The organism is Photobacterium rosenbergii (assembly GCF_033022775.1).
Taxonomy (GTDB): Bacteria; Pseudomonadota; Gammaproteobacteria; order Enterobacterales; family Vibrionaceae; genus Photobacterium; species Photobacterium rosenbergii_A.
Window position 1 is genome coordinate 419,721 of the sequence record NZ_JAWJZI010000003.1, and the last position, 24,785, is coordinate 444,505.

At 49.5% G+C, this 24,785-nt stretch carries 22 protein-coding genes; 11 read left to right on the forward strand and 11 right to left on the reverse strand.

Annotated features, from left to right (window positions below; genetic code table 11):
• Window positions 1-188: 188 nt before the first annotated feature.
• Window positions 189-2,387, forward strand: a complete 2,199-nt coding sequence (gene yccS, locus R2X38_RS09790; RefSeq protein WP_317522041.1) for a YccS family putative transporter — start codon at window positions 189-191, stop codon at window positions 2,385-2,387.
• Window positions 2,388-2,477: 90 nt separating this feature from the next.
• On the opposite strand, the gene R2X38_RS09795 is transcribed toward yccS, so the two are convergent.
• From R2X38_RS09795 to R2X38_RS09820, 6 genes are all read right to left on the reverse strand, one after another.
• Window positions 2,478-2,873 carry a DUF2391 family protein gene (locus R2X38_RS09795; protein ID WP_317522257.1) on the reverse strand — a complete coding sequence of 132 codons (396 nt, stop codon included), beginning with the start codon at window positions 2,871-2,873 and terminating at the stop codon, window positions 2,478-2,480.
• A gap of 110 nt (window positions 2,874-2,983) precedes the next feature.
• Complete coding sequence (locus tag R2X38_RS09800) at window positions 2,984-3,835, reverse strand: MaoC family dehydratase (RefSeq protein WP_317522042.1); 852 nt, start codon at window positions 3,833-3,835, stop codon at window positions 2,984-2,986.
• Window positions 3,836-3,917: 82 nt separating this feature from the next.
• Entirely contained in the window at window positions 3,918-4,535 is a 618-nt protein-coding gene (locus tag R2X38_RS09805) for a molecular chaperone (protein ID WP_317522043.1), read from the reverse strand.
• Window positions 4,536-4,627: 92 nt separating this feature from the next.
• Window positions 4,628-5,404 carry a dimethyl sulfoxide reductase anchor subunit family protein gene (locus tag R2X38_RS09810; RefSeq protein ID WP_317522044.1) on the reverse strand — a complete coding sequence of 259 codons (777 nt, stop codon included), beginning with the start codon at window positions 5,402-5,404 and terminating at the stop codon, window positions 4,628-4,630.
• A gap of 3 nt (window positions 5,405-5,407) precedes the next feature.
• Window positions 5,408-6,025 carry a DMSO/selenate family reductase complex B subunit gene (locus tag R2X38_RS09815; protein WP_317522045.1) on the reverse strand — a complete coding sequence of 206 codons (618 nt, stop codon included), beginning with the start codon at window positions 6,023-6,025 and terminating at the stop codon, window positions 5,408-5,410.
• An 11-nt stretch (window positions 6,026-6,036) separates the two neighbouring features.
• Entirely contained in the window at window positions 6,037-8,472 is a 2,436-nt protein-coding gene (locus tag R2X38_RS09820) for a DMSO/selenate family reductase complex A subunit (RefSeq protein ID WP_317522046.1), read from the reverse strand.
• Between the two features lie 348 nt (window positions 8,473-8,820).
• On the opposite strand from R2X38_RS09820, the gene R2X38_RS09825 reads away from it, so the two are divergent.
• Entirely contained in the window at window positions 8,821-9,315 is a 495-nt protein-coding gene (locus R2X38_RS09825) for a hypothetical protein (protein ID WP_317522047.1), read from the forward strand.
• 292 nt (window positions 9,316-9,607) lie between these two features.
• Window positions 9,608-10,396 carry a universal stress protein gene (locus R2X38_RS09830; protein WP_317522048.1) on the forward strand — a complete coding sequence of 263 codons (789 nt, stop codon included), beginning with the start codon at window positions 9,608-9,610 and terminating at the stop codon, window positions 10,394-10,396.
• 33 nt (window positions 10,397-10,429) lie between these two features.
• Here the strand turns inward: R2X38_RS09830 and R2X38_RS09835 are convergent, their stop codons facing one another.
• Entirely contained in the window at window positions 10,430-11,494 is a 1,065-nt protein-coding gene (locus R2X38_RS09835) for a succinylglutamate desuccinylase/aspartoacylase family protein (RefSeq protein ID WP_317522049.1), read from the reverse strand.
• Window positions 11,481-12,386 carry a 30S ribosomal protein S6--L-glutamate ligase gene (rimK, locus tag R2X38_RS09840; protein ID WP_317522050.1) on the reverse strand — a complete coding sequence of 302 codons (906 nt, stop codon included), beginning with the start codon at window positions 12,384-12,386 and terminating at the stop codon, window positions 11,481-11,483. The genes R2X38_RS09835 and rimK overlap by 14 nt, the downstream gene beginning before the upstream one ends.
• A gap of 351 nt (window positions 12,387-12,737) precedes the next feature.
• On the opposite strand from rimK, the gene R2X38_RS09845 reads away from it, so the two are divergent.
• A complete protein-coding gene (locus R2X38_RS09845; RefSeq protein ID WP_317522051.1) occupies window positions 12,738-13,376 on the forward strand; it encodes a LysE family translocator in 639 nt (212 codons plus the stop codon).
• Window positions 13,377-13,451: 75 nt separating this feature from the next.
• On the opposite strand, the gene treC is transcribed toward R2X38_RS09845, so the two are convergent.
• The 3 genes from treC to treR all read right to left on the reverse strand — a co-directional run bounded on the left by treC (window position 13,452) and on the right by treR (window position 17,861).
• Complete coding sequence (gene treC, locus R2X38_RS09850) at window positions 13,452-15,131, reverse strand: alpha,alpha-phosphotrehalase (protein WP_317522052.1); 1,680 nt, start codon at window positions 15,129-15,131, stop codon at window positions 13,452-13,454.
• Between the two features lie 102 nt (window positions 15,132-15,233).
• The gene (gene treB / locus R2X38_RS09855) at window positions 15,234-16,658 is read right to left on the reverse strand and encodes a PTS trehalose transporter subunit IIBC (RefSeq protein WP_107300094.1); all 1,425 of its coding nucleotides are present in this window, start codon (window positions 16,656-16,658) and stop codon (window positions 15,234-15,236) included.
• A gap of 258 nt (window positions 16,659-16,916) precedes the next feature.
• On the reverse strand, window positions 16,917-17,861 hold the full coding sequence (gene treR / locus R2X38_RS09860) for a trehalose operon repressor TreR (RefSeq protein ID WP_317522053.1): 945 nt from the start codon (window positions 17,859-17,861) through the stop codon (window positions 16,917-16,919).
• A 406-nt stretch (window positions 17,862-18,267) separates the two neighbouring features.
• Between treR and R2X38_RS09865 the strand changes: the two genes are divergently transcribed.
• The 7 genes from R2X38_RS09865 to R2X38_RS09895 all read left to right on the forward strand — a co-directional run bounded on the left by R2X38_RS09865 (window position 18,268) and on the right by R2X38_RS09895 (window position 24,780).
• A complete protein-coding gene (locus R2X38_RS09865) occupies window positions 18,268-19,434 on the forward strand; it encodes a Card1-like endonuclease domain-containing protein (RefSeq protein ID WP_317522054.1) in 1,167 nt (388 codons plus the stop codon).
• A 288-nt stretch (window positions 19,435-19,722) separates the two neighbouring features.
• Window positions 19,723-20,028 carry an isoamylase early set domain-containing protein gene (locus tag R2X38_RS09870; protein ID WP_317522055.1) on the forward strand — a complete coding sequence of 102 codons (306 nt, stop codon included), beginning with the start codon at window positions 19,723-19,725 and terminating at the stop codon, window positions 20,026-20,028.
• 191 nt (window positions 20,029-20,219) lie between these two features.
• Window positions 20,220-21,359: a hypothetical protein gene (locus tag R2X38_RS09875; RefSeq protein WP_317522056.1), complete on the forward strand. Its 1,140-nt coding sequence runs from the start codon at window positions 20,220-20,222 to the stop codon at window positions 21,357-21,359.
• A 16-nt stretch (window positions 21,360-21,375) separates the two neighbouring features.
• Window positions 21,376-22,890 carry a reductive dehalogenase gene (locus tag R2X38_RS09880; protein ID WP_317522057.1) on the forward strand — a complete coding sequence of 505 codons (1,515 nt, stop codon included), beginning with the start codon at window positions 21,376-21,378 and terminating at the stop codon, window positions 22,888-22,890.
• Window positions 22,890-23,207 (forward strand): hypothetical protein, encoded by a 318-nt coding sequence (locus tag R2X38_RS09885; protein WP_317522058.1) that lies wholly within the window; start codon window positions 22,890-22,892, stop codon window positions 23,205-23,207. Before R2X38_RS09880 ends, R2X38_RS09885 begins: the two co-directional genes overlap by 1 nt.
• A gap of 74 nt (window positions 23,208-23,281) precedes the next feature.
• Entirely contained in the window at window positions 23,282-24,559 is a 1,278-nt protein-coding gene (locus R2X38_RS09890) for a 4Fe-4S binding protein (RefSeq protein ID WP_317522059.1), read from the forward strand.
• Window positions 24,556-24,780 (forward strand): hypothetical protein, encoded by a 225-nt coding sequence (locus R2X38_RS09895; RefSeq protein ID WP_317522060.1) that lies wholly within the window; start codon window positions 24,556-24,558, stop codon window positions 24,778-24,780. The genes R2X38_RS09890 and R2X38_RS09895 overlap by 4 nt, the downstream gene beginning before the upstream one ends.
• Window positions 24,781-24,785: the final 5 nt, after the last annotated feature.

Genomic DNA, 24,785 nt, shown 5'->3' on the forward strand with positions numbered 1-24,785 from the left:
GCATTTATACAAGCAGAGGTTTAGGTTCATCGCAGTTAGTTAATTCTGGATACGGATCCTATCTCGAACAAAATTTAAGCAAGGAAGACCATTACGCACTTCATAACAGTATTTTTTATAGGGATTAATACCGCTTGCGAACTGAAGTTTGCTATCTTTAGCGCTTCACCAGGAAGACCATAAAAACAATGACAAATAGCCGCTTACAATTGACCTTGCGTCGTTACTGGGCAAATGACCGGATTAACTACAGCATTCGTGTTCTTATCGCCCTCGTTGGGGTTGCCCTACCCTGTTGGTACTTGCAAGCTACTTCCGAAGTTACCCCATTAGTACTGGGGATCATTGCCTCGGCACTGGCAGAAACCGATGATAATTTAACTGGACGTATCAAAGCCTTAATCACTACTTTGCTGTGCTTCGTGCTTGCCTCTTTCTCGATTGAAATACTCTTTCCCTACCCACCGCTGTTTGCCATCGGGCTGTTTTCCTCCACCTTTGGTTTTATCATGCTGGGTTCAATGGGAGCGCGATACGCCAGCATCGCTTTTGCGTCATTGTTGCTGGCGGTGTATACCATGCTCGGTGCTGCGCAAAGCCCTAACCTGTGGTACCAGCCGATGTTGCTCCTCGGTGGCGCAACTTGGTATGGCCTGCTATCACTGAGCTGGCAGGTTTTATGGCCTAACCAGCCGGTCCAGCAAAGCCTGTCAAAAGTCTTTACCGAGCTGGCTTGCTACCTCGACAGCAAGAGCCAGTTGTTCGAGCCAGTGGCCGATCTTGTGCCGCAGCCATTGCGCCTGCAAGCTGCGACCAAAAATGCCAAAGTGGTCAGTGCGTTAAATGACGCCAAGGCGACCTTGCTCCACCGTGCCCGCCGCGGCCACCCAAATGAAACCGGCGACAAATTCCTCAACATCTATTTCTTGGTGCAGGATATCCACGAACGGGCCAGCTCTTCCCACTACCGCTACCAAGACTTGGCCGCTGAGTTCCAGCGCAGTGATGTGCTGTTCCGTTTCCAGCGCCTGCTGACCCAGCAAGCCAAGGCCTGCCGGGAAATTGCCCACGCCTTGGCGATGGGTAAACCTTATAGCCATGGTATCGAAAGCGTAAAAGCCTTGGATGAACTGCAAGAATCTCTGTTTTATCTCAAGAGCCAAAACGATCCCAAACGCCGGGTGTTTATCAACCAGCTGGAATACCTGTTCAACAACCTTGCCACGGTAGAGCGCCAGCTATCTAACGTCAGCAACCCGGATGTCTCGACCACAGACAACGCCCGTGATAACGAGCTATCGGATACTGAAGCGCGCAGCATGAAAGAGCGCTGGCAGCGCATCCGTGTCCAGCTAGACCCAAGCTCGATGCTGTTCCGCCATGCATTACGCATGGCGATCGCCCTGACTGTGGGCTACGGCATTATTCTCGGCCTCGATTTAGAGCGGGGGTATTGGATATTGCTGACCACACTGTTTGTCTGCCAGCCTAACTACAGCGCAACCCGCCAGAGGCTCAAGCAAAGGGTCATTGGTACCTTGGCCGGTTTGCTGATTGGGATGCCTTTGCTGTACCTGTTCCCGGGGCAAGAAGGCCAGCTGGTACTGATGGTGTTTACCGGTGTGATGTTCTTTGCCTTCCGTACCGCCAATTATGGTGTGGCCACCATGTTCATCACCTTGCTGGTACTGTTCTGTTTCAACCAGCTTGGCGAAGGCTTTGCGGTTATATTGCCGCGCCTTGGCGACACCCTGCTCGGCTGTTTACTTGCTGTATTGGCGGTGAGCTTCATCCTGCCGGACTGGCAAGCCCGTCGCCTGCACAAGGTGATGGCAACGGCAGTCGAGACCAACCGAGACTACCTAGCGCAAATTATTGGCCAGTACCGAATTGGCAAGAAGGACAGCCTGAATTACCGTATTGCGCGCCGTGATGCCCATAATACCGATGCCCAGCTCAGCACGGCGATCAGTAACATGCTGCTGGAACCCGGCCGCTACCGCATGGCAACAGATGAGAGCTTCCGCTTCCTGACGCTCAACCATGCCATGCTGAGCTATATCTCTGCGCTCGGTGCTCACCGCACCCAATTGGAGGATGAAAGTACCCACCACTTGGTCTCGCAGGCCCACAGGCAAATCCACCAGCATTTGGATTGCCTGGCGGCCCAGCTGGCAGGCAACCATTGTGGTCAGGCACCGGAGTCGGATAGCGAGCTGGAGCAGCGCCTATCGCTATGGCGCGATGAAGATTCGACCTCTGCCCGGATGGTGCTGCAGCAGTTGCACCTGATCCAGCGCATGCTGCCAGAGCTTCACTCACTAGCCAACAAATTGGCAGCGAGGACGAACGAATCGGCTCAGACTGAGAATGAAAAAGCCGTGTAATTAGTAATAAATAACTAGTGCCATCACAAACTCTGACCTGTTTCAGTGTTTGTGATGGCATGTTTTCCTCAAAGCTATTCCTTATCAAAACTATTCTTTATCGAAGCTATCGACAACGATAGCCCCCATCGACGCCGGCATGGCGATAACAATAATGCGCTTGAAGGATGTCACCGGGTCTGACAGTAAGGGGAGCTTATCCAACGCGACTAAGATAAGAGAAACAACAATAGCGGTGATCAGATAGGCAATAACAATACGAAAGACAAAACCTGCCACTCGGTGCCTTACGTTACCCTGAAAGACACTTTCGTAAGTGAAGACTCCAAGGAAAAACACCGCTAGGCAAAACAACATGACCAAATTTGGCGTGGGTAAGGTTTCACCTAACCGCCATGCTTCTTCTGAAAAGGAAATTGGGACAGCAAGGGCAAATGCACCGACACACACCTGGCTTGCGTCCTCCATATTAAAATTCAACATGATGTCATCCAGCAAAAATACCGTACAACACCATCATGGCCCATTGCATAACAAAAAGATAAATTTGTTTCAGTACCAAGCAGTATTCAATGCCTCAATTCAAAGCTACGGCGTCAACGGTACTGCGCCTCAACCAGAGGCTTGCCTTCACTATTGATTAGCCTTAGCTCCCCTTTCCCCACCTCCCTTTCGCAAATCTCCAGCTCTGCCGCTGAAGGCAAAAACGCAGGACGGCGGAAGGTAAACTCAGCGTGGCTAATTGGGGGCTCAATGGCAGCAAACATCCGAGCAACTGAGTACATACCGTGGATTATCGGCGCCTTGAAGCCAAATGGCTTCGCGGTTAGCCCATGAAGGTGGATCGGATTGTAATCCCCGGAGACGGCTGCATAGCCCCTTGCCATCTTGGGTGTCAGCGACAACGTTTCTAATCTCATCCAAGCTGCCGATTGTTCTTCAACATTATCTGTAAATTCGGTTGGTTTTTTCCGATTATTAGAGGCTGGCGGCTTACCTCGTAGCAGACAACGGCTGCGATAGCTCGCCTGATAAACACCATCAAGGGAAAAACGTCCTTCAAGCTCAAATTCCAAGCCTTTTTCTGTTTGAATACACTCGATAACACCCAGCGTGAAATCGTAAGCCTTACCGATTTGCAATGGTATTTGCTGATGGAAGCTGACATGGGTATGGATCAGTCCCAACAGTTTCAAAGAAACGGTGGGATGGGTAAGTAGCAGCAACTGGGCAGGTTGAGTGGCCACAAACAGATAAGGGAGAGACAACTTGCCTTGTGGCAAACCACAGCATTCGTTGTAGCGGTTGACGTTATCTCTATCAAACGTAAAACCATCGATAGCCACATTTATCGATGGCAAAGGCTCGCATCCCTTTGTCAGCATCGCCTTGGCCAATAACGACACTGAAGACGGTAGCTGGTTTTGCTTGATACGAATCGTTGTCACGCGCTGTTCCTTTCGTTATGACGTAAAGCAAAAAACCGAGCGTAGCCCGGTTTTAACATCAAATAGTATTATCCAAGTCATTTTACTTAAATAAAGGCTTCTCGGCTGGCGATAACTCCAGTTCTTCAACCAAAGAAGTGAGATATAAGTGTGTGACTTGGGCAAGGTTTGGGTAGAACGGCGATATCCCTTCCACCTGCTGTAGAACCTCAAGGTAGCGGAATGCCCAAGGCAATAGGTGCTGCTCTAGCAGTTCGGTGCTGGCATCAAACTTTTCGGATTCCAACAACTGGGCAAAGGCCAGCAGCATCAAACCAAACTGATCATCAGGCTCTCGCATTTGGGTATCGAGCGCAATGCCACTGCTCGCCAGAAAGCGGCGATATTCAACGGTAGACTCTCCCATCACAATACTTTCGCTATCGAGATAGACAGAGCCCCATGGTGGCGCTGGCATTTCGCCAAGCCCTTCAAATAGCAAGCTAAACTCTCGGGCTAACGCTTCATGTCTAGCTTCAGGTTTAGCTTCATCTTGAACCTCTGCGATCATCGCTTGGACAAGGGTCTGCACCTTGTCCTGATATTGCTGTTCAAAATGCGCAGGGAGATCGGCGAGTGCCGGAAGAATTGCTTCAGCTGAAGGATGGGAAGGCGAGTAATAAAACAGAAAGCCTAGGATCCTAGGTACAAGGGTGATCATCAATTTTTACCTGGCTGTTGTCATCAGTAACACTAATCTCTATTTGCCACTGCCCACTTCCCCATTAAAGAAGTGGGCAGTAAAGCATCAGCTTACATCGGGATTGCCCAAAGGTTATAGAAGGCAACGCGGCCAATCAGCTCACCAACAAGCATGACACCTGCACCGGCAATCAGCAATGGCTTAGCTGCGCCTTTCTGGCTGAAGATACCACAGCCAATCAGCACAGCAACCAGCAGTGCGACAGCTTGTGCACCCCATAGGCTATATTGGTTTACAGCCAGATCAGGTGCAGCCTGAGTAACAAAGCCAATGTAATCAGGCTTCGCCGCCAGGGAAACCAAAGCACCGACAGCCAAGGTCGCAAAACCCAGCTTGTGAGCACCCAGCATCAAGGCGAACGCACCACCAGCAACCAGCACTGTCAGCCACATCTGCAGTGAAGTATGGGCAGTGTCCCAGCTTGCTACTGTGGCCAATTGGTATACCTGCGGGATAGACCAAGCGAATAGCAAACCCGTTAATACTGTCGCTTTGTTCGCCAGTTTATACAGAGACGCTTTCTCCGGCATGAAACTCAGCACGACGGTTGCAACCGCGCAAGCCATAAACACACCACTCAAGATGATCTCGTTGCTCATTGGCGAGCGGCCCAAGCCGAACAGCAAGTTGAACGCACGTAGCGGCTGGCCCATGTGCAGGCCACCGATTGCCGAACCCACCAACAGCAGAACAGCCGCAACAATATTTGCCGTCTTCAACTGTACATCGCTGATTTGCTTGGTGGTGAAGGCCAACAGTGACAATAGGAAGATACCCACGGCAGCCTGGCCGAATACCGTGAAAAAGACTAATGGTAATTCATGCATGGCTTATACCTCCGATGGATTCTGTACCGCGCCAGTCGAGTCCCCTGTCGGGCGCGAGTCAGCATGGGGTTTGACAACTAAGTTAGGCTTGGTCATCGCTGGGTTTGGCAGCGGTGCAATCGCATTCTGCTGGCCGTAGCGCTCACGCAGTACCTGAATTTCATCGAAATCCAACGCACGCTGTGGGCACGAATCGACACAGACAGGCTTCTTGCCTTCGGCAACACGCTCGAAACAGCCATCGCACTTGGACATGACTTTTTTCTCGGCATCGAACTGCGGCGCGCCATAAGGACAGCGCATCTCACAGTAGCGGCAACCCACACAGGCATCTTGGTTAACCACCACCAGGCCGTCTTCCTTGCGTTTGTGCATCGCACCGGTTGGGCAACCGGCCACACAGGTTGGCTCATCACAGTGGTTACAAGAAATAGACAGGTAGTAGTTGAAGACATCTTGCGTCCAGGCCTCACCGTCACGCTTCCAGATACCGCCGCCGTACTCATACACACGGCGGAACTTTGGACCTAAATCCAGATCCTTTTCATCCTTACAACTCACCTGGCAGGTCTTACAACCCGTACACTTCGCTGAGTCTACAAAAAAACCATATTGCTTCATTTACTGTCTCCTCAGACTCGCTTGATTTCTACCAGGTTGGTATGTTGCGGGTTACCCTTGGCTAGCGCTGTTGCACGCTGCGTCGTCAGTCGGTTTATGCACCCACCGACATCAACACCATCACGGTTGGTCTTTGCCCAAGCGCCTTCAGGCATTGCAACAGTACCTGGCATAATACGGGCAGTAACCTTGGCTTGCATGCGAGCACGGCCACGATCATTGAAGATCTCAACAATGTCATCGTTTTTGATCCCGCGCTGCATTGCATCCAGCTCATTCATCCAAATCAAGTCTGGAGCGGCTTCTTGAAGTTGGGCGACTGACGTGTAGGTCGAATGCACATGGCCCTTGGTGTGGAAACCTGTCATCTGTAATGGATACTTGTTGCCGCGGCTTTGTTCGAAACCTTCGACAGCTGGCACATACTCGGGGATCGCACAGATCTTGTCCCCTTCCAGCACCGGGCGCTCCTCGGCAAGCTGGGCAAGCGCTTCAGAGTAGATTTCAATCTTGCCCGACGGCGTTTTCAGCGGATTAGCCTCTGGGTTGTCACGGAAATCTTTCAACGCAATGTGCTGGCTACTGTCGGCAACACGGCGATCGATGATGCCCATGCCGTCCGTTTGCTCGAACGGCGGAAGCGCACTGTTGTTCTTGCGCGTTTCATTGTAGGCATGCTCGATCCACTGCTGGTATGAACGGCCTTCGGTGAACTTGTCTTTGAAGCCCAACTTATCGGCAATATCGGCCAATACATCATAGGTAGGACGGTTTTCCCACATCGGCTCGATCGCCTGCTGAAGACGAACGATATAGTGATAAGCACCAGACTGATAAGAGTTGTTAATCAAGTCGTCCGACTCCAGCGTCGACACATCCGGCAACAGCAAATCTGCATATCGGGCAGACGCCGTCATGTGGTTGTCCCACACTAAATTAAACTCAACCAAAGATTCGTCAGTCAGGATCTCATGCAAGCGGTTGAGATCAGAGTGCTGGTTACCCGACACATTACTTGCGTAGTTCCACAGGAACTTGATATTTGTCGATAGTTTGTCTGCACCACGGACATAATCGGCTTTCGCTGTCATCTCCGTACCGCGCACAATGGCATCAGTCCAAAGGAAGCACGGAATAGACGCTTTTACCGGATTACCAATCGACAATCCTGATACTGGGTAAGGGACACTGCCGCCCCATGAGCCAACGTTAGTACCCGGACGACCAAACTGGCCGGTCATGATAGGTAGCATCAGGATTGAACGCGATGCTTGCTCACCTTGCTGTGTGCGCTGCAAGCCCCAGCCCTGGGATATCCAGGCCGCTTTGGCACCGGCAATCTCACGAGCCAGTTGCTTGATACGCGTTGCAGGGATCCCCGTCAGCTGGCTAGCCCACTCAGGTGTTTTTTCTGTTTGATCTTCGCCAAGACCAAGGATGTAAGATTTGTAAGAGCTATTTTCCGGTGCGCTTTCCGGCAAGGTGTTTTCATCCCAACCTACGGCATAACGGTTAAGCATCTCTTCATCGACAAGATCTTCCTTGATAAGCGTGTGGCCTATCGCAGCGACCAGCGCCGCATCTGTTCCCGGGCGGATCGGTAGCCACTCACCGGCAAACGCTGTCACACTGTCGGTACGACGCGGGTCGATCAGGATCACCTTGGCATTGCTTTGCTCAAGGGCGTGGTAAATTTCGGCAATCTGACCACCGCCGGACATACGGGTCTCAGCCAGATTCTGACCAAACATTACCACCAAATCAGAATTCTTGATTTCAGAGAACAGAGACTGCTGCTCAGTCCCATAGATATTACCCGCCTGACCAAATACATATGGCTGAATGGTATTTAGCTGGCCTTCCGAATACGTGTTATGGGCATTCAAGTATCCCCCCGCCAAGTTCAATAGGCGACGACAGGTATTACGCCCCTGCAGGTTGGCACCTGTTGTACCCGAACCATACTGATAATAAATCGCCTCATTACCGTAGCTATCAATGATACGACGCAACTCCGACGCAACCATGGTGGTGGCTTCATCCCAGCTGATACGCTTGAATTTACCTTCACCACGTTTGCCGACACGCTTCATTGGATATTTCAAGCGATCAGGGTTGTAGGTGCGAAAACGTGCCGAACGACCACGCAGACAAGGACGGATTTGATGCTGACCGAAAATCGCCTCATCGACGCCGTCTTCAGGAGAAATTTTAACCGCTACGCCATCACGGACATGGACTTTAAATGGACAGCGGCTGCCACAGTTTACCAAGCAAGCACTGTACTTGATGGTCTCTTCACCGGCAGGTGCCGTGTCGGTCGCCGATGCTTTAAAAGGAAGGGTCATTGAGCTTGCTGCCGCAGCTGCGCCAGTGACCGCCGCCGACTGCTGCATAAACTTCCGTCTACTTAACAAGTAAGACTGAATTTTGTTGGTGATAGTCATTAATAATGCCTCTTTGTAATTTGTAGGCACTATTAACTAATTAGGGGTAGCTAAATATGATCTGAATCAACTCTAATTTGGCGCTTTATGAAAGTTTGTAACACATTATTAATGCCCGACTACAAGCATACTTTACCCTTTATAAATCAGAGCATTACGCTAGACAGGAATAGTAATTATTATCATATCCTGAGTACAGGGAAATGACGACTGATAGCTGAACCGTTGCATTCTTAAACTTAAGACAATTGTGTCAATACTGATAACTACCATTAAAAGGTATTTTGTTTTGAGCTTTCCGAGCAACCCCATTTGATTGCCTTTGGGACAAGCTCTATGGAGTTAACTATGTCTAAGCTATACAGCATGCCCTTTTTCATCGCATTCTTAGCAGCTTGCTCTAGTTCTGATGATTACAGTGAACAAAAATTATCCCTCACAGTGATGAAAATAAACAAAATCAGCGAAAGTGACACAGGGGTGGTCGCAAAACCTAACTTTGAGTTCCGCTCGCAGAAACACAATCATTACTGGCAGTGTTCTAGCGCTAGTGATTGCTCCACTGAATACACCGGGACATTTTTCTTGCATGATCTAGACACTGGCGTGGTACCGCGCTGGGCATCCATCGAGACCGACCTTAGAACCGGTACCTGTAAGGACAGTTTCGAAGTGAGAAGTACTTCGGAAGATTACAGCTACCAGATGAACAGCCAATATCCTGAGTATGGGTGGAACGGTAAGAGAAACAACAGGATAGAACGGGTCGTAGGCAAGGCTATCCTGCGCAGTCCCACTTACGGAATATGGGAGGTGTCTTGGAAAAGTGAAGCCTGCAATTAGGCATCCCCCTCATGCCTAGCTGCTTTTGTGACATACACTAGGCATGACCACTCCCACTACAATTTATTCAAGCCGCTCTTGTGACCCCATCAACAAACATATTGATGTGACTTGGATATATTGCGATAAGTGAAAATTTGTATGCTAAAACTTAAGTTAAGCATATTGAATTGTTCCCTTTAATGGAGTGGTTATGGCACCTGTTTTTTTTCTCTGTCAACAACATGCCTTGCCTACAAGAAAAACCCTCAGGAAAGTAATAAAACTTACTCACCGGGTTGGGAGGGAACTGGTGATCTTGGTCGAGGATTACCGTAGAAATGAAGACAATATTTTTGCCGATTTCTTTCACTTGAGCGCCGATCACAATAAAAACCGACAGAAAGAACATGCTAATTACTCTCTGGGGATCCAAGAAAAACTCTTGGAGTTATGTGATGAGGAAGAAATCTCTAACCCTCTGACAGAAATCACTTATCTTCTAGGGCAGAACTGGATAGCCGAGCTGGCTTTGATAATAGGCAAAAACCATGACTTGCTGTTAATCGACGCGGAGAAGAATACGCCGGATAGAATACTGCTATCAGAACTCTCAAGGCTGGAATGTAATGTCATGCTACTGACCGAAAAGCCTTGGCCAAACCGCCCCCATTTTTTGTGTGCCATCGATCCGCTCCATCGCAACGCCCTATCAAACCAAATAGACATCACCATTATTACCGTTGGTAAAAACCTATCATCGTTTCTGTCAGGCACAACGACACTTGTTTACTGCCGCAACACGGCCCCGTATCCTCCGCGTTACAAGGTGCAGATCCTGGCCAACCAGAAGTCAGGCATTACCAGCTTCCTGGCAAATAATAATGTTTCGCACCTTCCTCTCATGCTCGCAGAAGGTAACCCTGAGGAGGCGCTGCCATCGGCCGCAGCAAAACTCAACACTGCGGTAATGGTATTGGGGGCCTGCAAGCGAAGCGCTCCTTCACGTTTCTGGACCGGGAGCACTCTCGATGTACTTCTCGAGCAGCCGCCCTGTGATCTGATGCTGATCAATGCCGTCCCATCAGGCCACGAGGCTTAAGTTGCTACAATGGTAGTCATTCTTAAATGGCCCTCATTTGTTTTTTCCGATCCCCGTATTTATCTCGCTTTCATTCTCTTCCATGACGTTGTCTAAATAAAGCTCCACTTTCTCTTCGACAAGGTGATCTGGCTCATCAAAATAGGCAATGTGGTAGATAGCATCACCTTCATTGACCAAGGGCAATGTTTGCTGACCAATGATGATCCCGCCCTGAACGGCCTTTATCGCCACTTCATCACTGCCTAGCGGGTCGCTGATGATCGCCAATATTTGATTTTTGTCGACCCTTTGGCCCAAAGTAACATGGGAGCGCAGGATCCCGTCAAAATCAGCTCTTATCCATCTCGTTGCCCGAGCGACAACAGGGGGTTTGCCCTTCAGTATTTTTCCCTGGGGCAACATACCCAAATAGCGCATGACCCGTTGTATTCCACGTAACCCCGCATTGATGGCGAAAGGCTCAAACCGCAGCGCCTCACCCGCCTCATAGGTAATGATCGGTATATTGGTCTTTTCAGCTTCTGCCCGCAAGGATCCGTCACGCAAAGCGGCATCGATAATGACCGGAGTACCGAAAGCCTCAGCCATTTCGGAGGAGGCCTGATGGCTGAGGTTGGCCCGGATCTGCGGCAAGTTGGTACGGTGAATAGCCGCGGTATGGAGATCGATAACATGCGTGCATTTCATGACCACGCTGTTAAAAAACTGGTAGGCAATTCTACCGGCAATTGAGCCCCGGGCGGATCCCGGAAAAGACCGATTGAGATCGCGTCTGTCCGGTAAGTAGCGCGATTTGTGGATGAAACCAAACACATTAACCACCGGTACGGCAACCAAGGTTCCCCTTAATCTTTGGGGGTCAATTTTGGTTAGCAACTGGCGAACAATCTCCACACCATTCAATTCATCACCGTGAATGGCGGCATCCACCAGCAAAACGGGTCCAGACAGGCGTCCATTCACTATCTCCAGCGTCACAGACAAGTTCGAGTGGGTATATAAACGCGCCACCTCCAGATCGACACTCATTCTCTCACCCGGCATGACGGTAGCATCACCACATTGAAATGGTGTGTTTTTTTTAGCCTTTGCCACGTGTCCTGGTCCTCTGAGGTTTGGCATTTTTTTCAATATACTCAATGATCATGCTGGCCACATCCTTGCCGGTGGCTGACTCTATCCCCTCTAGCCCCGGCGATGAGTTAACTTCCATGACCAATGGTCCTCGCTCGGAACGCAGCAGGTCGACACCCGCGACATTCAACCCCATCACTCTGGCGGCATCTACAGCTGTTTTGCGTTCGGTCGGGGTGATTCTGACTAAAGAGGCCTCTCCACCACGGTGCAAATTAGAGCGAAACTCGCCGGGTTGCGCCTGGCGCTTCATTGCCGCAATAACCTTGTCGCCGATGACGAAACAACGGATATCGGCCCCACCGGCTTCTTTGATATATTCCTGGACCATGATGTTGGCTCTCAGCCCCATAAACGCCTCGAGAACACTTTCCGCGGCTTTTTGCGTTTCTGCCAATACAACCCCAATGCCCTGTGTCCCCTCTAACAGCTTGATGACCAATGGCGCGCCCCCTACCATTTTCAACAAGTCTTTGATGTCACCGGGCTTGCTGGCAAAGCCTGTAATGGGCATACCAATATTTTTTCGTGATAGGAGCTGCAAAGAGCGCAATTTGTCTCGTGAACGGGTGATCGCGACCGATTCATTGACAGGAAACACCCCCATCATTTCAAACTGCCGCAGCACTGCACAGCCGTAAAAGGTTATCGACGAACCTATACGGGGGATAATGGCATCGTAACCTGCAAGCTCCTCCCCCCGCAGGTGAATGGACGGCATTGTTGAATTGATATTCATGTAACATCGCAGGGCATCAATAACTTTATGCTCATGCCCACGCTGCTCACAAGCCTCGATCAATCTTCGGGTCGAGTACAACTCTTTGTTACGAGATAAAATACCTATTTTCACAACAAGTTACTCCTCGTCTGATAAATACGGCTTCTAAGGGTCGACCACCACCCGAAATCATAATGTCGCGAAGCCAAGCAATGATGAACTTCTGTTTTAAAAATCTTTTTCCGTCTTTGTGCTTTGCATCCTAAGAAACTCTAAGGATGAAAACAGTATAGATGATATTTAAAATCATATATTTCAATAGCTTTGTCGAGGGTGCCGAGAGGATTGGAACACGCTGAAGAATCAGCCTCCAACAAAATATAGAAAAGCAAACAAACCAACCAAAAATAAGCTAATTTGCATTTAAATAGACCACAAAAAAGACTAGAATCCAGCACCTTGTAAATCAAACACCGAACTACCATGATTGATCTAACTGTTTTACCCGTATATTTAACTGCTGTCATCGCCCTACTACTGATCCCAGGCCCAGACATGCTGCTTATTGCCAGCTCTAGCCTAAGCTATGGAAAAAAAGTGGGAGTTTTTGCCAGCTTGGGTAATGCAACCTCTGGATTGATCCTTACCCTACTGGCAGCCATGGGGGTTTCAGCCCTCATTGCGATGAACCCTATCGCCTTGCAGGTACTTCGTGTGCTTGGCGGTGCCTACCTATTGAAAATGGGCTGGGATTGTATGCGTACCCAGCCTTCTGATGCGCCGGAAGTCGAGCAAAGCAACAGTGTCGCCAAGACGCTTTACCGCCGCGCAGTGATCAGCAACTTGCTCAACCCCAAAGCACTGATTTTCTTTGTCTTGTTCCTGCCGCAATTTGTATCCACCCAGGTTACGGCAACGTCTGGCGAACAAATGCTAGTGCTTGGCCTGCTTCTTAACGTCCTTGGTCTGCTGTTCAACCTGTTTTTGGTCACCATGATTGGCAGCCTAGGCCAGCCACTTCTGAAGAACGAGAAGTTTCGTACCAACCAGCATAAATTCATGGGCCTGATCTTTTTCGTCTTGGCCATTTGGTTGCTGGCCTCGCAGGTACCTGCCGTTTAAGTCGCTTGCAAACCTAGATTCAAGAAAAAGGGCATCTCTCGAGATGCCCTTTTTGCTGATTACTTTTATGCCCTGCTACTTGGCAATCAAAATAATGCGAGTTTCATACGGTTTCAGCGTGAAACTGTTTTCCCGTGCTACTTTCATCGATTCGGCATAGTTTGACAGCAAGCACTCACCACTTGCGACATCCAGCCCTTCCGGCAAATTACACTCGACATCTTCGCCGTAGTAGTTGTTCACACACAACAAGATCTGGCTGTCTGATTCGCGCTTGTAACAGAAGATACGATCGTGCTCTGGCATCAAATCGGTGTAATCACCTTCGGTGATCACAGCCACTTCTTTACGCAATTGAATCAGCTGACGGTAGAAGTGGAATACGGAGTTCTCATCTGCAACCGCGGCTTTGGCATTGATCTGCGGGTAGTTCTCTGCCACTTCCAACCAAGGCGCAGCCTTAGAGAAACCGGCATACTCACTGTCATCCCACTGCATCGGGGCACGGGAGTTATCACGGGATTTCTGCGCCAGGATCGCGATCATCTCATCATGAGCCACACCCTGCTGGTTCACCATGATGTCGTACATGTTGGTGCTTTCAACATCGCGGTATTGCTCAATCGAGGTATAGCCCGGGTTGGTCATGCCGATCTCTTCACCTTGGAAGATATACGGGGTACCCTGCATCATATGGACCGATGCACCCAGCATCTTGGCAGATTCCACACGGTAGTTCACATCATCACCCAAACGGCTGACTACACGCGGCTGGTCATGGTTACACCAGAACAGTGCGCCCCACCCTTTGCCATTCAGGCCAAGCTGCCAATGATTGAAGATGGATTTCAGCTGATGGAAATCAAACGGCGCTTTGGTCCACTTCTCGCCATTAGGGTAATCAACTTTCAAGTGGTGGAAGTTGAACACCATCGACAGCTCTTTGCCATCGAGCGATGAATATTGCTGGCAGTGCTCAAGTGTGGTCGAAGACATCTCGCCGACTGTTACAGAACCATACTTCTGGAACACCGCTTCACTGATTTCCTGCAGGTATTCATGGACACGAGGGCCATCAGTATAAAAACGACGACCATCGCCAATGTCGTCATTCGGGAAGTCTTGCTGCTTGGAAATCAAGTTGATCACATCCAGACGGAAGCCATCAACGCCTTTCTCGGCCCAGAAGCTGATCACCTCTTTGACCTCTTCACGAACCTTCGGGTTTTCCCAGTTCAGATCAGCCTGTTCTTTGGCAAACAGGTGTAAATAGTATTGGCCTGTGGCTTCGTCCAGTGCCCAGGCATTGCCACCGAATTTCGACTGCCAATTGGTCGGCTCAGCGCCGTCTACCGGATCTTTCCAAATATAGTAATCACGGTATGGGCTGTTCTTGTCACCCAGCGCTGACTGGAACCAAGCATGCTCGGTTGAAGTGTGGTTAACGACAATATCCATGACTATTTTGATACCGCGCTGGTGCGCTTGTTCCAGCAATTGATCAAAATCGGCCATGGTGCCGAATTCTGGGTTGATATTGTAGTAGTCGGAAATATCGTAGCCGTTATCAATCATTGGCGAGCTATACACCGGCGTTAGCCAAATCGCATCGACACCCAAAGTCTTGAGGTAGTCTAGCTTGGCAATGATCCCTTGAATATCACCGGTTCCCTTGCTGCCACTGTCACAGAAGCTTTTTGGATAAATCTGGTAAATCGTAGCGGTACGCCACCATTCAAGTTGCTCTTTCAACATAATAACCTGCACACTTAAAAAATCAGAAAAAGGTAGCTGGCCTTAAAAATCAATCGACCAGCTACAAATCACACAGGGCTTTCGCCATTGCCTAACAATTACCTAGGCAGTTGCTTCACTCAGTTCACCTTTCGCTTCGGCACGCTTGTACATGAACAAGGTCAGTGCCATCGGTACCACAACGGCTACAACCATTGCGATGAAATACACCAACCAGTACTGCGGCTGAATAGATAGGATGCCCGGTAGGCCACCAACACCGATACCGTTCGCCATCACACCTGCGCTACCACAAATTGCTGCGGCAATCGCCGAACCAATCATTGCACTCAGCATCGGGAACTTGTACTTAAGGTTGATACCGTACATCGCAGGCTCGGTTACGCCCAGGTAAGCCGAAATAGCAGCCGGTACCGAAATTTCACGCTCGTTTGCTTTCTTGCTGATAATGATGATGCCAACAACCGCAGAAGCCTGAGCAATATTTGATAGGGCAATCAAAGGCCAAATCGGTGTACCGCCCATTGACTGCATCAACTGTAGGTCAACGGCGTTTGTGGTGTGGTGGATACCTGTAATTACCAGTGGGGCATAGAGGAAACCGAAGATCATCGCACCGAAGATAGCGAAATCACCCGTCATCGCAGCCTGTGCCGCGTAACCTACACCGTCGCCAAGCATACGGCCAAATGGACCGATGAATGCGTGGGCAAGGATGACGGCAGTAATGATTGAAACAAATGGCACAATCACTAGGTATAGGTAAGCAGGAATCACTTTTTTCAGATTGGTTTCAATCAGTGCCAAGGCAATACCAGCCAACATGGCAGGAATGACCTGAGCCTGATAGCCGACCTTTTCAATGGTGAATAGGCCAAAGTCCCACACTTCGGGCAATTGTTGGCCTATCAAATAGGCATTCATCAACTGCGGTGACACCAGTGTCACACCCAGTACGATACCCAGAATTGGCGTACCGCCCAGTTTCTTAACGGTAGACCAACACACACCGACTGGCAGGAAGAAGAAGATCGCTTCGCCGATCAACCATAGGAAAGAGTGGACGGTTGCCCAGAACTGGCTGATTTCAGTCAGGGTTTGGCCATCGAACATCTTGATGTCGCCGATAACATTACGGAAACCGAGGATCAAACCACCGGTAATAATAGCTGGCAACAATGGGACAAAGATTTCAGCAAGATGGGAGATCCCACGCTCCAGCAAACTCATATTCTGGCGGGCAGCGACTTTCGCTTCTTCCTTGCTGGCGCCCGATTGACCGGTATATTCATTCAGCGCTTTATACACCTGATCAACTTCGGTACCGATCACCACCTGAAACTGGCCTGCATTGGTAAAACAGCCTTTTACCATGCTCAGTTTTTCAATTTCCTTAATTTGCGCCTTGTCTGTGTCTGCCAGTACAAAACGTAAACGGGTTAGGCAGTGGCTGACGCTTGCAATGTTGTCCTTACCGCCGATTAACTCGACCAAACGCTCTATCTGCTGTTGGTTAATCTTACTCATGCCGATTGTCCATCGTTATAAAAATAGGAATGTGTTGGGTTGTCTGTCTTTGTTCACTTTCAAATGAATGGGAATGTTCCCACTCGGTGTAACAAATAGTGTCAGATCCGCTGACCGATGAAAATGGGAACATTCCCATTTCGTGAATCAGTTCACAACCTACATCTTGAATAGCTTAGGTATAGCTTAACAGCAAATTAGTGACCCAGATCTTGCTCTTTTAGCTAGAGGATTTGGTGGAGGTATTGAACGTGCCCATTAATATGAAGCTTGCTGGATGAGATGAGTCACTTCATGTTGCCCAGACAATTGCTTGATCAGCAACTGCGCAGAGACTCTACCTGCTTCAAAATAACCCGGGTCGATACTGAAGGTATTGGGGAACAAGAAAGAAAGCAGATCCGTTGCCCCTACCCCTGAGACCTGAATATCAGTACGGCCAAGCTCTTGCAGGCGTTTGGCAACACCCATCGCCAAGGTATCACTGGCGCAGACAATCGCTTCTGTCCCCTCGCCGAGTACCTGATCGGTAATATGATAGGCACTGTCATAGCTCAATTGCCCGGTCTGGTAACTCGGCACAATTCCTAGCTTGCCGCAGCTGTCGAGGTAAGCATTGAGGCGAAGCAAACCTGTGGTACGGTCTGACTCATCAACACCGATATAGCTGATAGCCTTTTTGCCATTGGAAACCAGCTTGTCCATGGCAAGGGCAATCAACCCTTGGTGATCGTAATCGACCGAAGAAATGGCGTCGGTATCTGTCGCGATAACCACCGCTTTGTGACCCAACTTTTCGATACTGGTGAGATCGCAGCCCGAGAAACCAAACACAATCACGCCATCGACATTGCGCTTTTGCAGTACCGCCAAGTGCTCGTTGGTCTTTTCGGCGCTGAATTGGCTTTCCATGATCACCGCATCATAACCAGCTTTGTAAATGACATCGAGAATACCGCTGACCGCTTTGTTTTCCGACGGTGAATCCAGACGTGACAGAATGACTCCGACAACCTTTGCACTGCCGCCGCGCATTGCCTGGGCTGACTTGGATGGCACGTAACCGGACTCACGGATCACCTGCTCGACTTTCTCTCTGGTCGCAGGCTTAACTTTCGGGTCATTGGTCAGTACACGGGAAACGGTTGATTTGCCAACACCGGCCAGCTTGGCAATGTCTAGGATGGTAAGTTTCTGGGTCATAATCATTCTGGTTATTAGTTTCACTACCTATTGTCACTGAGAACGGGATAATTTCAATCACTTTCCTTACGCAAAACAGCAGGCTGCTACACGATACATAATTTTCTTCCAGAAAATGCCCTGCAGATGGAACAAAACTTCATTTTTCCTGACAAACCCTTACACAGCTCAGACATTTCTTTGAAAATTTTCAATTAAGTTATTACCAAAGTGCCTATGAACCAACGCACTTAATACAAATAATATAGACATAAGCAACAGTGTGACTTGATTTTATTGAACACTGTCCGCATATATAAAGAATGACAAATAAAAAGCGCCACTGACTGACTAATACGCACGGGCCACCCTTTGTACCCCATTATCGATGAGCCGGCACAGTCGCAGCTAACGCTTAAGGAATTATATGATTACACATGTTGGCATAATCGATCAGGATCCCGTAAGACTGATCACCCCCCTTCTCGACCATGGCGTCCCTGCCAATAAAATGATTTTTATCGGTACAGAAGCGCAACAAGAACAATACGACCGACTGGCGTCAATCTTGATACCTCGCAATATCGAGGCCGAGTTTTTCATTATCCCTGATTCCATCAACATCACCCGCATTCGCGCTCGCATTATCGAGCTGGCAGAAAAACTCAAAGCCGCCCAAACCGATGTCTGGTTCAATGCCAGTTGTGGCCTCCGCCACCGCCTACTCTCCGCCTATGAAGTATTCCGCACCTATCATTGGCCTATCTATGTAATTGAGCCGTTCAGCGATGAAATGTGCTGGCTATACCCGGCAGACCGCGAACAACAACAAGTCGAAGATCGCATTCAACTTACCGACTACCTGACTATTTTCGGCGCCCGTTGTGAACTCCCTGAAAGCCTAGTGCCCGAAGAACTCAACGAGCAGCTCTGGGAGTTGGGACAGCGTTGGGCCAGTTCAGCCCTTGAGCTGGGTCCAGGCCTTGCCACCCTTAACTACTTGGCGACCACTTGCCGCAAAGAACAAAAACTGGATGTGGCGCTGAGTGAGAAACAGCAAGGCTACAAAGAGCTAGGCATGTTGCTCAACGACCTTGAAGAAACTGGCCTTGCGACCTATCACAATGGCATTTTGACTTTCAAACATGAAGAAGCCCGCCGATTTGCCAATGGCGAATGGCTAGAGAACCTAGTACACAGCACAGTTCGTGCTATTCAAAGTGATCTACCGACCATTCAAGACCACTCTTTGGGTGTACAGGTCTACCGCCAGATTGGCGATCGTGAAGTGCGTAATGAGCTTGATGTGGCTACCGTGGTGAACAACAAGCTCCATATTATCGAATGTAAAACCAAGGGCATGCGTGACGACGGTGACGATACCCTGTACAAACTGGAATCGCTACGGGATCTGCTCGGCGGCCTTCAGGCCCGTGCCATGCTGGTGAGTTTCCGCCCACTGCGGCATCACGATGTAGTCCGAGCCCAAGATCTTGGCCTTGCGATTATCGGCCCGGATCAACTTGGCGATCTACAGACCCACCTACACAACTGGTTCAAAGATGCCGGTGGCCAGAGCCACAATATCGCCTAATTGATATTGGCGCCTATCTCAACGAATTAAAGGGGGGAACATATGTTTCCCCTTTTCTTTTGGTTTACATTCACCACAAGGGGCTTTTCATGATGAATTGCCCGCGATGCCAAACGTAGATGCGCACAGGAAATAAAGGGCACCACTTTGGTGCAACGCCGCCCCGCTTTTGGGCAAATACTACATGACTCAGACTGACTATATCTCTAATCGCCAATTTATAACCCATTGATTATTGGCATTTAGTTTGCTTACTCCTATTCAATAGCTTTAATCCAAGGAGTGAGAATGATTAAAAAGCGCTTTTTTAAAACCAAAGATGAAGTAGAAGTCACTTTCGAATGGCCTCAAGCAGCGAGTACAACGGAAACCGTTGCGGTATCGGGTGATTTTACCCACTGGCAGGCCACCCCGATGAAGCTGAATAAAAAGAAAGTTTTCAGCCTGAAACTTCGCTTACCCAAAGACGAGCAATATCAATTCCGCTATCTAATCAATGGCTCTGAGTGGCAAAATGACCCAAGCGCCGATGCCTACATCCAGAACGGGTTCGGCAGTGACAACTGCCTAGTTTCGACCCACAGCAGTCATTAACACTTAGAAACAAAACCAATAAATACAAAGGGCTACATTGAATGCGGCCCTTTCATTCCTTTCAAATCTATTGATTAAAATCAAAATTACCAATAAAGGGCATTTTTCTACCTAAAACAGGGGAATTTATACCTTTTGACCATTTCCTGATTCCACAATACTTGGGCTGATCTTTCATCAAGGACACCCGAATGATTAGCAGTAAGTGGATTGAGCTATACCAATATATCAGGGAACAAATCACTCAGTTTCCAGACCCAGCCGACATACTCGCACCGCTCAATGAGCGCCTGTTATTTTTACAAGTACAGTTTCCCAAGCAGAACCAACGCCAACCAATGAGCTGGGGAAACGACGACTCCCGAGCAAACAGCCATAACGACTGGTTGGAGCATGAGGCCTTCACATTTGTCATCAGCGATATTCTCGCCAAACATAGTCTCACCCATGCCCAACTGAAATACCTATTCGAGACCCTGATGGCGGCACAGATGTGTCAGCTAGCCATGGTTGCTATCAACAAACATAAACACCAGCTCAGTACAGAAGAATTCAAAACCTACTGCGGTTTGATCTACCAGCAGCTGGGCGATTACGAGATGGCTAAATCGATGTTTGAAGAGGCAATAGCACTCAATGCCCACAATCCCCTGCTGCATTGCCATCTAGGGTTTACTTATTTGTATCTTGGCCAGAGTGAAATGGCCGAAGCAAGCTTCAAACAGAGTATCGATACTAACCCAGACTTTATCGGAGGCTACCAAAACCTTGCCGGCCTCTACTACCAGGAAGGCAACTTCGAGCTCGCTGCACAACTTGCCGAACAAGCCTACAACAAAGACCAGTCACTGGTTTCAACCTACATTACCGCCACCAGCAGCTACCTGGCTCTGGGCAATAGTGAACAGGCTGACAACTGGATTGCTCGAGCCTTCGAAAATCAAATCTCATCCATTGAGCTGGTAAGGCTGGCTGGTATTTGTGCTCATCGGCTTGGTCGACTTGAAGAGGGGCTTGAGGCGCTAAACCAATACCTCAACGTGAATCCAAATAACTACGATGTACTGAACATCCGTGCCCATATCAAGGCAGACCTCAGGCTATTCGATCAGCTCGAGCCGGATCTCAAACAACTGTTGACCTTCGAGCCGCATGACGAATGGGGACTCGAGCAACTATTCCTATGTTATTTCCACACAGGGCAATGGGTTGAAGCACAACACATTATGGTCGAGCTAAACAAATTATCAGGCCACTACAAAATTACTCACCGAGCGCTCATCGATACCATCAATAAGAAACTGAGCCTCGATATCGTCGAATTAAACTAATACACAGGGAGCAAACGTGAGAGAGAAAACAGAACAAGGCGTTGCCAATACATCGCGGCGCGACTTCCTCAAACTCGGTGGTGTCGCGGCCGCCACTGCCACGGTAGGTGCCGCCGCTGGTGCGGGCTTTGTACTAGGCCGAGATCCGGATGCCAATGTCGGCTGGGGGCGCACCGAAGCAGGCAAGGACATGTATTTCAACCGCGAGCCTTTTCGGGTAGATGTTGCCCCAACGATGGAAGTGGTCAGTGAGCCAGTCCGTCCTGAATGGAGCGACTTCCTGTTCCACCGCACCCGCGCATTGGGTAAAGAAATGGGCAATGGCTGGGTACCGACCAGAGATTGGCGTGATATTCCCAATGAGCAAGTACGCGAGTATTACTCCCGCCACCCTGAGCGCTGGGATGACATGTACCAGTCATTCGAGGAGAAAGCCAAGCACGATCAGAATATCGAACAGCACCGAGACCGATTTGCCTTGGCGTGGGCCTATTCTGCAGCTTACCTGAAAGGTAACAGCAGCAACTTCCCGCCAAAACCCAAAGGGCATCCTGAGGAGGTCGATTTCCAATGGGTAAAACGTGAGCCTCAGCCCTTTAAATCGCCTAAGCACGCGTCTGAGCTTATCAAGAAGATGGCGTTCAAATTCGGCATGAGTATTGTCGGCATCACCAAGCTTGATCCGAGCTTCGTGTTCAAAAACACCATGCGCGGCATGCCAGGCTGGGACGAAAGCATTCCGAAGCATTGGAAGAATGTAATCATCTTCGGTACTCCCATGAACTGGGATCCGATGTACGCATCTATCGGTTACTCTACCTCCTATGATGGTTACTTCCGTGCTAAGAATGCCTCAGGATTAATGGCTGCCTTCCTTGGAGAACTAGGTTATGCAGCCCGCCCACAATGGCCGGGCTCAGACTACGAAATAGTCGTGCCTCCGTTGGCTATCCAAGCTGGAATGGGCGAAGCCGCCCGAAACGGGATCTTACTGACCCCAGAACTAGGACCCAATATCCGCCTAGCCGCTGTGATCACCGATCTGGATCTAGAGCCAGACAAACCTATCGATACCAAAGTGAAGCACTTCTGTGAAGAGTGCAAAATCTGTGCTGATTCCTGCCCGAGTGGTTCAATCAGCAAAGCCGACAAACCGGATGCCGTGGTTCGGGGCTACCGCAAGTTCGATTTCAATCAAGACAGCTGTTGGACCATGTGGCGTCAAGGTCCGACCGAAACCGCTATGGGGTGCCGGGTTTGTATCGCGGTCTGTCCATATACCCGAAAGAACAACTGGATCCATGCACTGGTCAAGGAAACCGATCCACGCGATCCAACCGGGCTAACGCGTAAGACGCTATTAGCAATGCAGCATAATTTCTTCTACTACCCAGAGGCAGAAGCTTATCACGGCGACTGGAACGGCGGTCGATTTGCCGGCTACCATCAGCCCCCGGAATGGCTACGTAGTGAGGAATACCTCAAGGTCGAGAAGACATGGGACTACGACGGTAACTGGGAGGGCTTCTAATGTTTCCGCAATCAACAATTTTGGACCCATTGTTCTGGATGGCTTTCGGTGCCTTGCAAGTACTGGTCTTTTCCGGGGCTAATCAGTGGGCCAAGCAATTCGAGTTAGGGATGAACTGGTGGAAATGGACACTGGTCGGCAGTTGGTGGGCTTCAATGATTCTCACCATTGCTGGGGCTTTCACCTTGCTGGGTGAAAACGAAGGCCTCGCAGGTTGGTACTTCCTCGGATTTGTCGGCACCGGGCTGATAATCGCTGGGGCTGTACTGCTCAGAATCCTTATCGCCTTGAAACCCAAGCAAGCCATCGAAAACTAATCCAGATATTTAATCGATCACATAGGAAAAGGGCCATGAGACATCTAACCGGTGCCTCATGGCTTTGGAGATATATGGAAAGAAAAACCAAACCCCGGCGCAATAACAACTTTGACAAGTTTGTCAGTGTATTTTCAATCTTGGCCTTGGCGTTTGCGTGGTATCTAGGCGGGCAACGCAGCAACCACTCCCAAACCCAGTTCTTCGACAGCATCCTCACCAGTGACGAACAGCTTATCGAAGCTGCTCCCCAGCTCTATCGGATCGCAACGGCTATTGAGAGCGCCCCAGAGTCAGAAACAACACAAGCCTCCAGCAAGTGGGTCAGCTTCGGCAAAGGTGTTGGCTACGGTGGTGAACTTACCGTTGGTGCGGTATTTACCCCACACGGCGATATTGAGACCATCGCTTTACTGAGTTCGAAAGAGACAACTTCTTATTTTGACAAAGTGGTCGAACAGAAGCTTCCCGAATCATTGCTCGAGAAGAATATCAAAACAGCGCTAACGGCCGATGCAGTAACCGGTGCAACCCTGACTTCGGAAGCCTACATCCAGGCAATAAACCAAGCATCCGATCCTGTTCGCATGGCGCTTTTTGGGTACCAGTTCAGCGAAGCAAAGCCTGCCTGGCAATATATAAAATGGCTCGATGCCGCAGCGTTGGTGTTCTTCATTGCCGCTGTCTGGGTTAACCGTACCCGCTCTGAGCATAAAGCCAAAATAAATGCGACCTTGCTGGCTGGCTCTACCCTGATATTTGGTTTCTACTCGGCATCACTCTACTCGGCTTCCACCATGGGGAGCTTGGTGTTAGGGACATGGGTCAGCGGTGTCGCCAGTTACACCCCGTTTATTCTTCTGGTGCTCAGTATCGGCTATATCCTTTACTACAACCGTAACGTGTACTGCCAAAGCCTGTGCCCATTTGGCGCCGTGCAGCAGTGCCTAGCCAAGGTGGGTAAGGCAAAGGCATCACCTCTGCGCCAATCTTTTTTTATCTGGTTCCCGCGGTTCTTGCTACTCGCCACGCTTTGCCTTGGTGCCTACTACCGAAACCCTGCCGCTTTCGTCTACGAGCCGTTCGGTATCGCCTTTGGCATGATTGGCGGCATGTATCTGTTTATCCTCACTGTGATGATCCTCCTAACATCGTTGATCGTTCGTCGTCCGTGGTGCCAAAGCTTGTGTCCGATCAATACCTTGACCGACTTTGTCGTATTCAATAAACACTGGTTCAAACAACTGGCTAAGCCAAAGCGTGCCAAACAGAAGTACCGTCCAGAGACATCAGGCAAAAGAATTCCTACCAAAAATGTACCGGTAAGAGAACACGAAGAGGAAGCCTTATGAGACAGCGCATTTCGCTTATTTTTTACTGCTTGGCCTCTGTAGTTATCGTGCTACATATCGGCTCGAACCTGATGACATTGGGCAGTGCGGATCACCAGCACACTGTATTGCACTCAGTAACTCGCCAAACCGAAGCGCAGACTAAGATCGTTGAACAAAGCACAGCACCAACAGTCGATTTCCAGCAGATGGCAAAAGATCTAACCCAAGAAAAGTACTAGAAGAA

Excerpts from the sequence above, each read along its gene's own strand:
- yccS (WP_317522041.1), top strand. The coding sequence starts at position 189 with ATGACAAATAGCCGCTTACAATTGACCTTGCGTCGTTACTGGGCAAAT.
- R2X38_RS09805 (WP_317522043.1), bottom strand. The coding sequence starts at position 4,535 with ATGATCACCCTTGTACCTAGGATCCTAGGCTTTCTGTTTTATTACTCG.
- R2X38_RS09810 (WP_317522044.1), bottom strand. The coding sequence starts at position 5,404 with ATGCATGAATTACCATTAGTCTTTTTCACGGTATTCGGCCAGGCTGCC.
- R2X38_RS09815 (WP_317522045.1), bottom strand. The coding sequence starts at position 6,025 with ATGAAGCAATATGGTTTTTTTGTAGACTCAGCGAAGTGTACGGGTTGT.
- R2X38_RS09820 (WP_317522046.1), bottom strand. The coding sequence starts at position 8,472 with ATGACTATCACCAACAAAATTCAGTCTTACTTGTTAAGTAGACGGAAG.
- R2X38_RS09825 (WP_317522047.1), top strand. The coding sequence starts at position 8,821 with ATGTCTAAGCTATACAGCATGCCCTTTTTCATCGCATTCTTAGCAGCT.
- R2X38_RS09845 (WP_317522051.1), top strand. The coding sequence starts at position 12,738 with ATGATTGATCTAACTGTTTTACCCGTATATTTAACTGCTGTCATCGCC.
- treC (WP_317522052.1), bottom strand. The coding sequence starts at position 15,131 with ATGTTGAAAGAGCAACTTGAATGGTGGCGTACCGCTACGATTTACCAG.
- treB (WP_107300094.1), bottom strand. The coding sequence starts at position 16,658 with ATGAGTAAGATTAACCAACAGCAGATAGAGCGTTTGGTCGAGTTAATC.
- treR (WP_317522053.1), bottom strand. The coding sequence starts at position 17,861 with ATGACCCAGAAACTTACCATCCTAGACATTGCCAAGCTGGCCGGTGTT.
- R2X38_RS09865 (WP_317522054.1), top strand. The coding sequence starts at position 18,268 with ATGATTACACATGTTGGCATAATCGATCAGGATCCCGTAAGACTGATC.
- R2X38_RS09870 (WP_317522055.1), top strand. The coding sequence starts at position 19,723 with ATGATTAAAAAGCGCTTTTTTAAAACCAAAGATGAAGTAGAAGTCACT.
- R2X38_RS09875 (WP_317522056.1), top strand. The coding sequence starts at position 20,220 with ATGATTAGCAGTAAGTGGATTGAGCTATACCAATATATCAGGGAACAA.
- R2X38_RS09885 (WP_317522058.1), top strand. The coding sequence starts at position 22,890 with ATGTTTCCGCAATCAACAATTTTGGACCCATTGTTCTGGATGGCTTTC.
- R2X38_RS09890 (WP_317522059.1), top strand. The coding sequence starts at position 23,282 with ATGGAAAGAAAAACCAAACCCCGGCGCAATAACAACTTTGACAAGTTT.
- R2X38_RS09895 (WP_317522060.1), top strand. The coding sequence starts at position 24,556 with ATGAGACAGCGCATTTCGCTTATTTTTTACTGCTTGGCCTCTGTAGTT.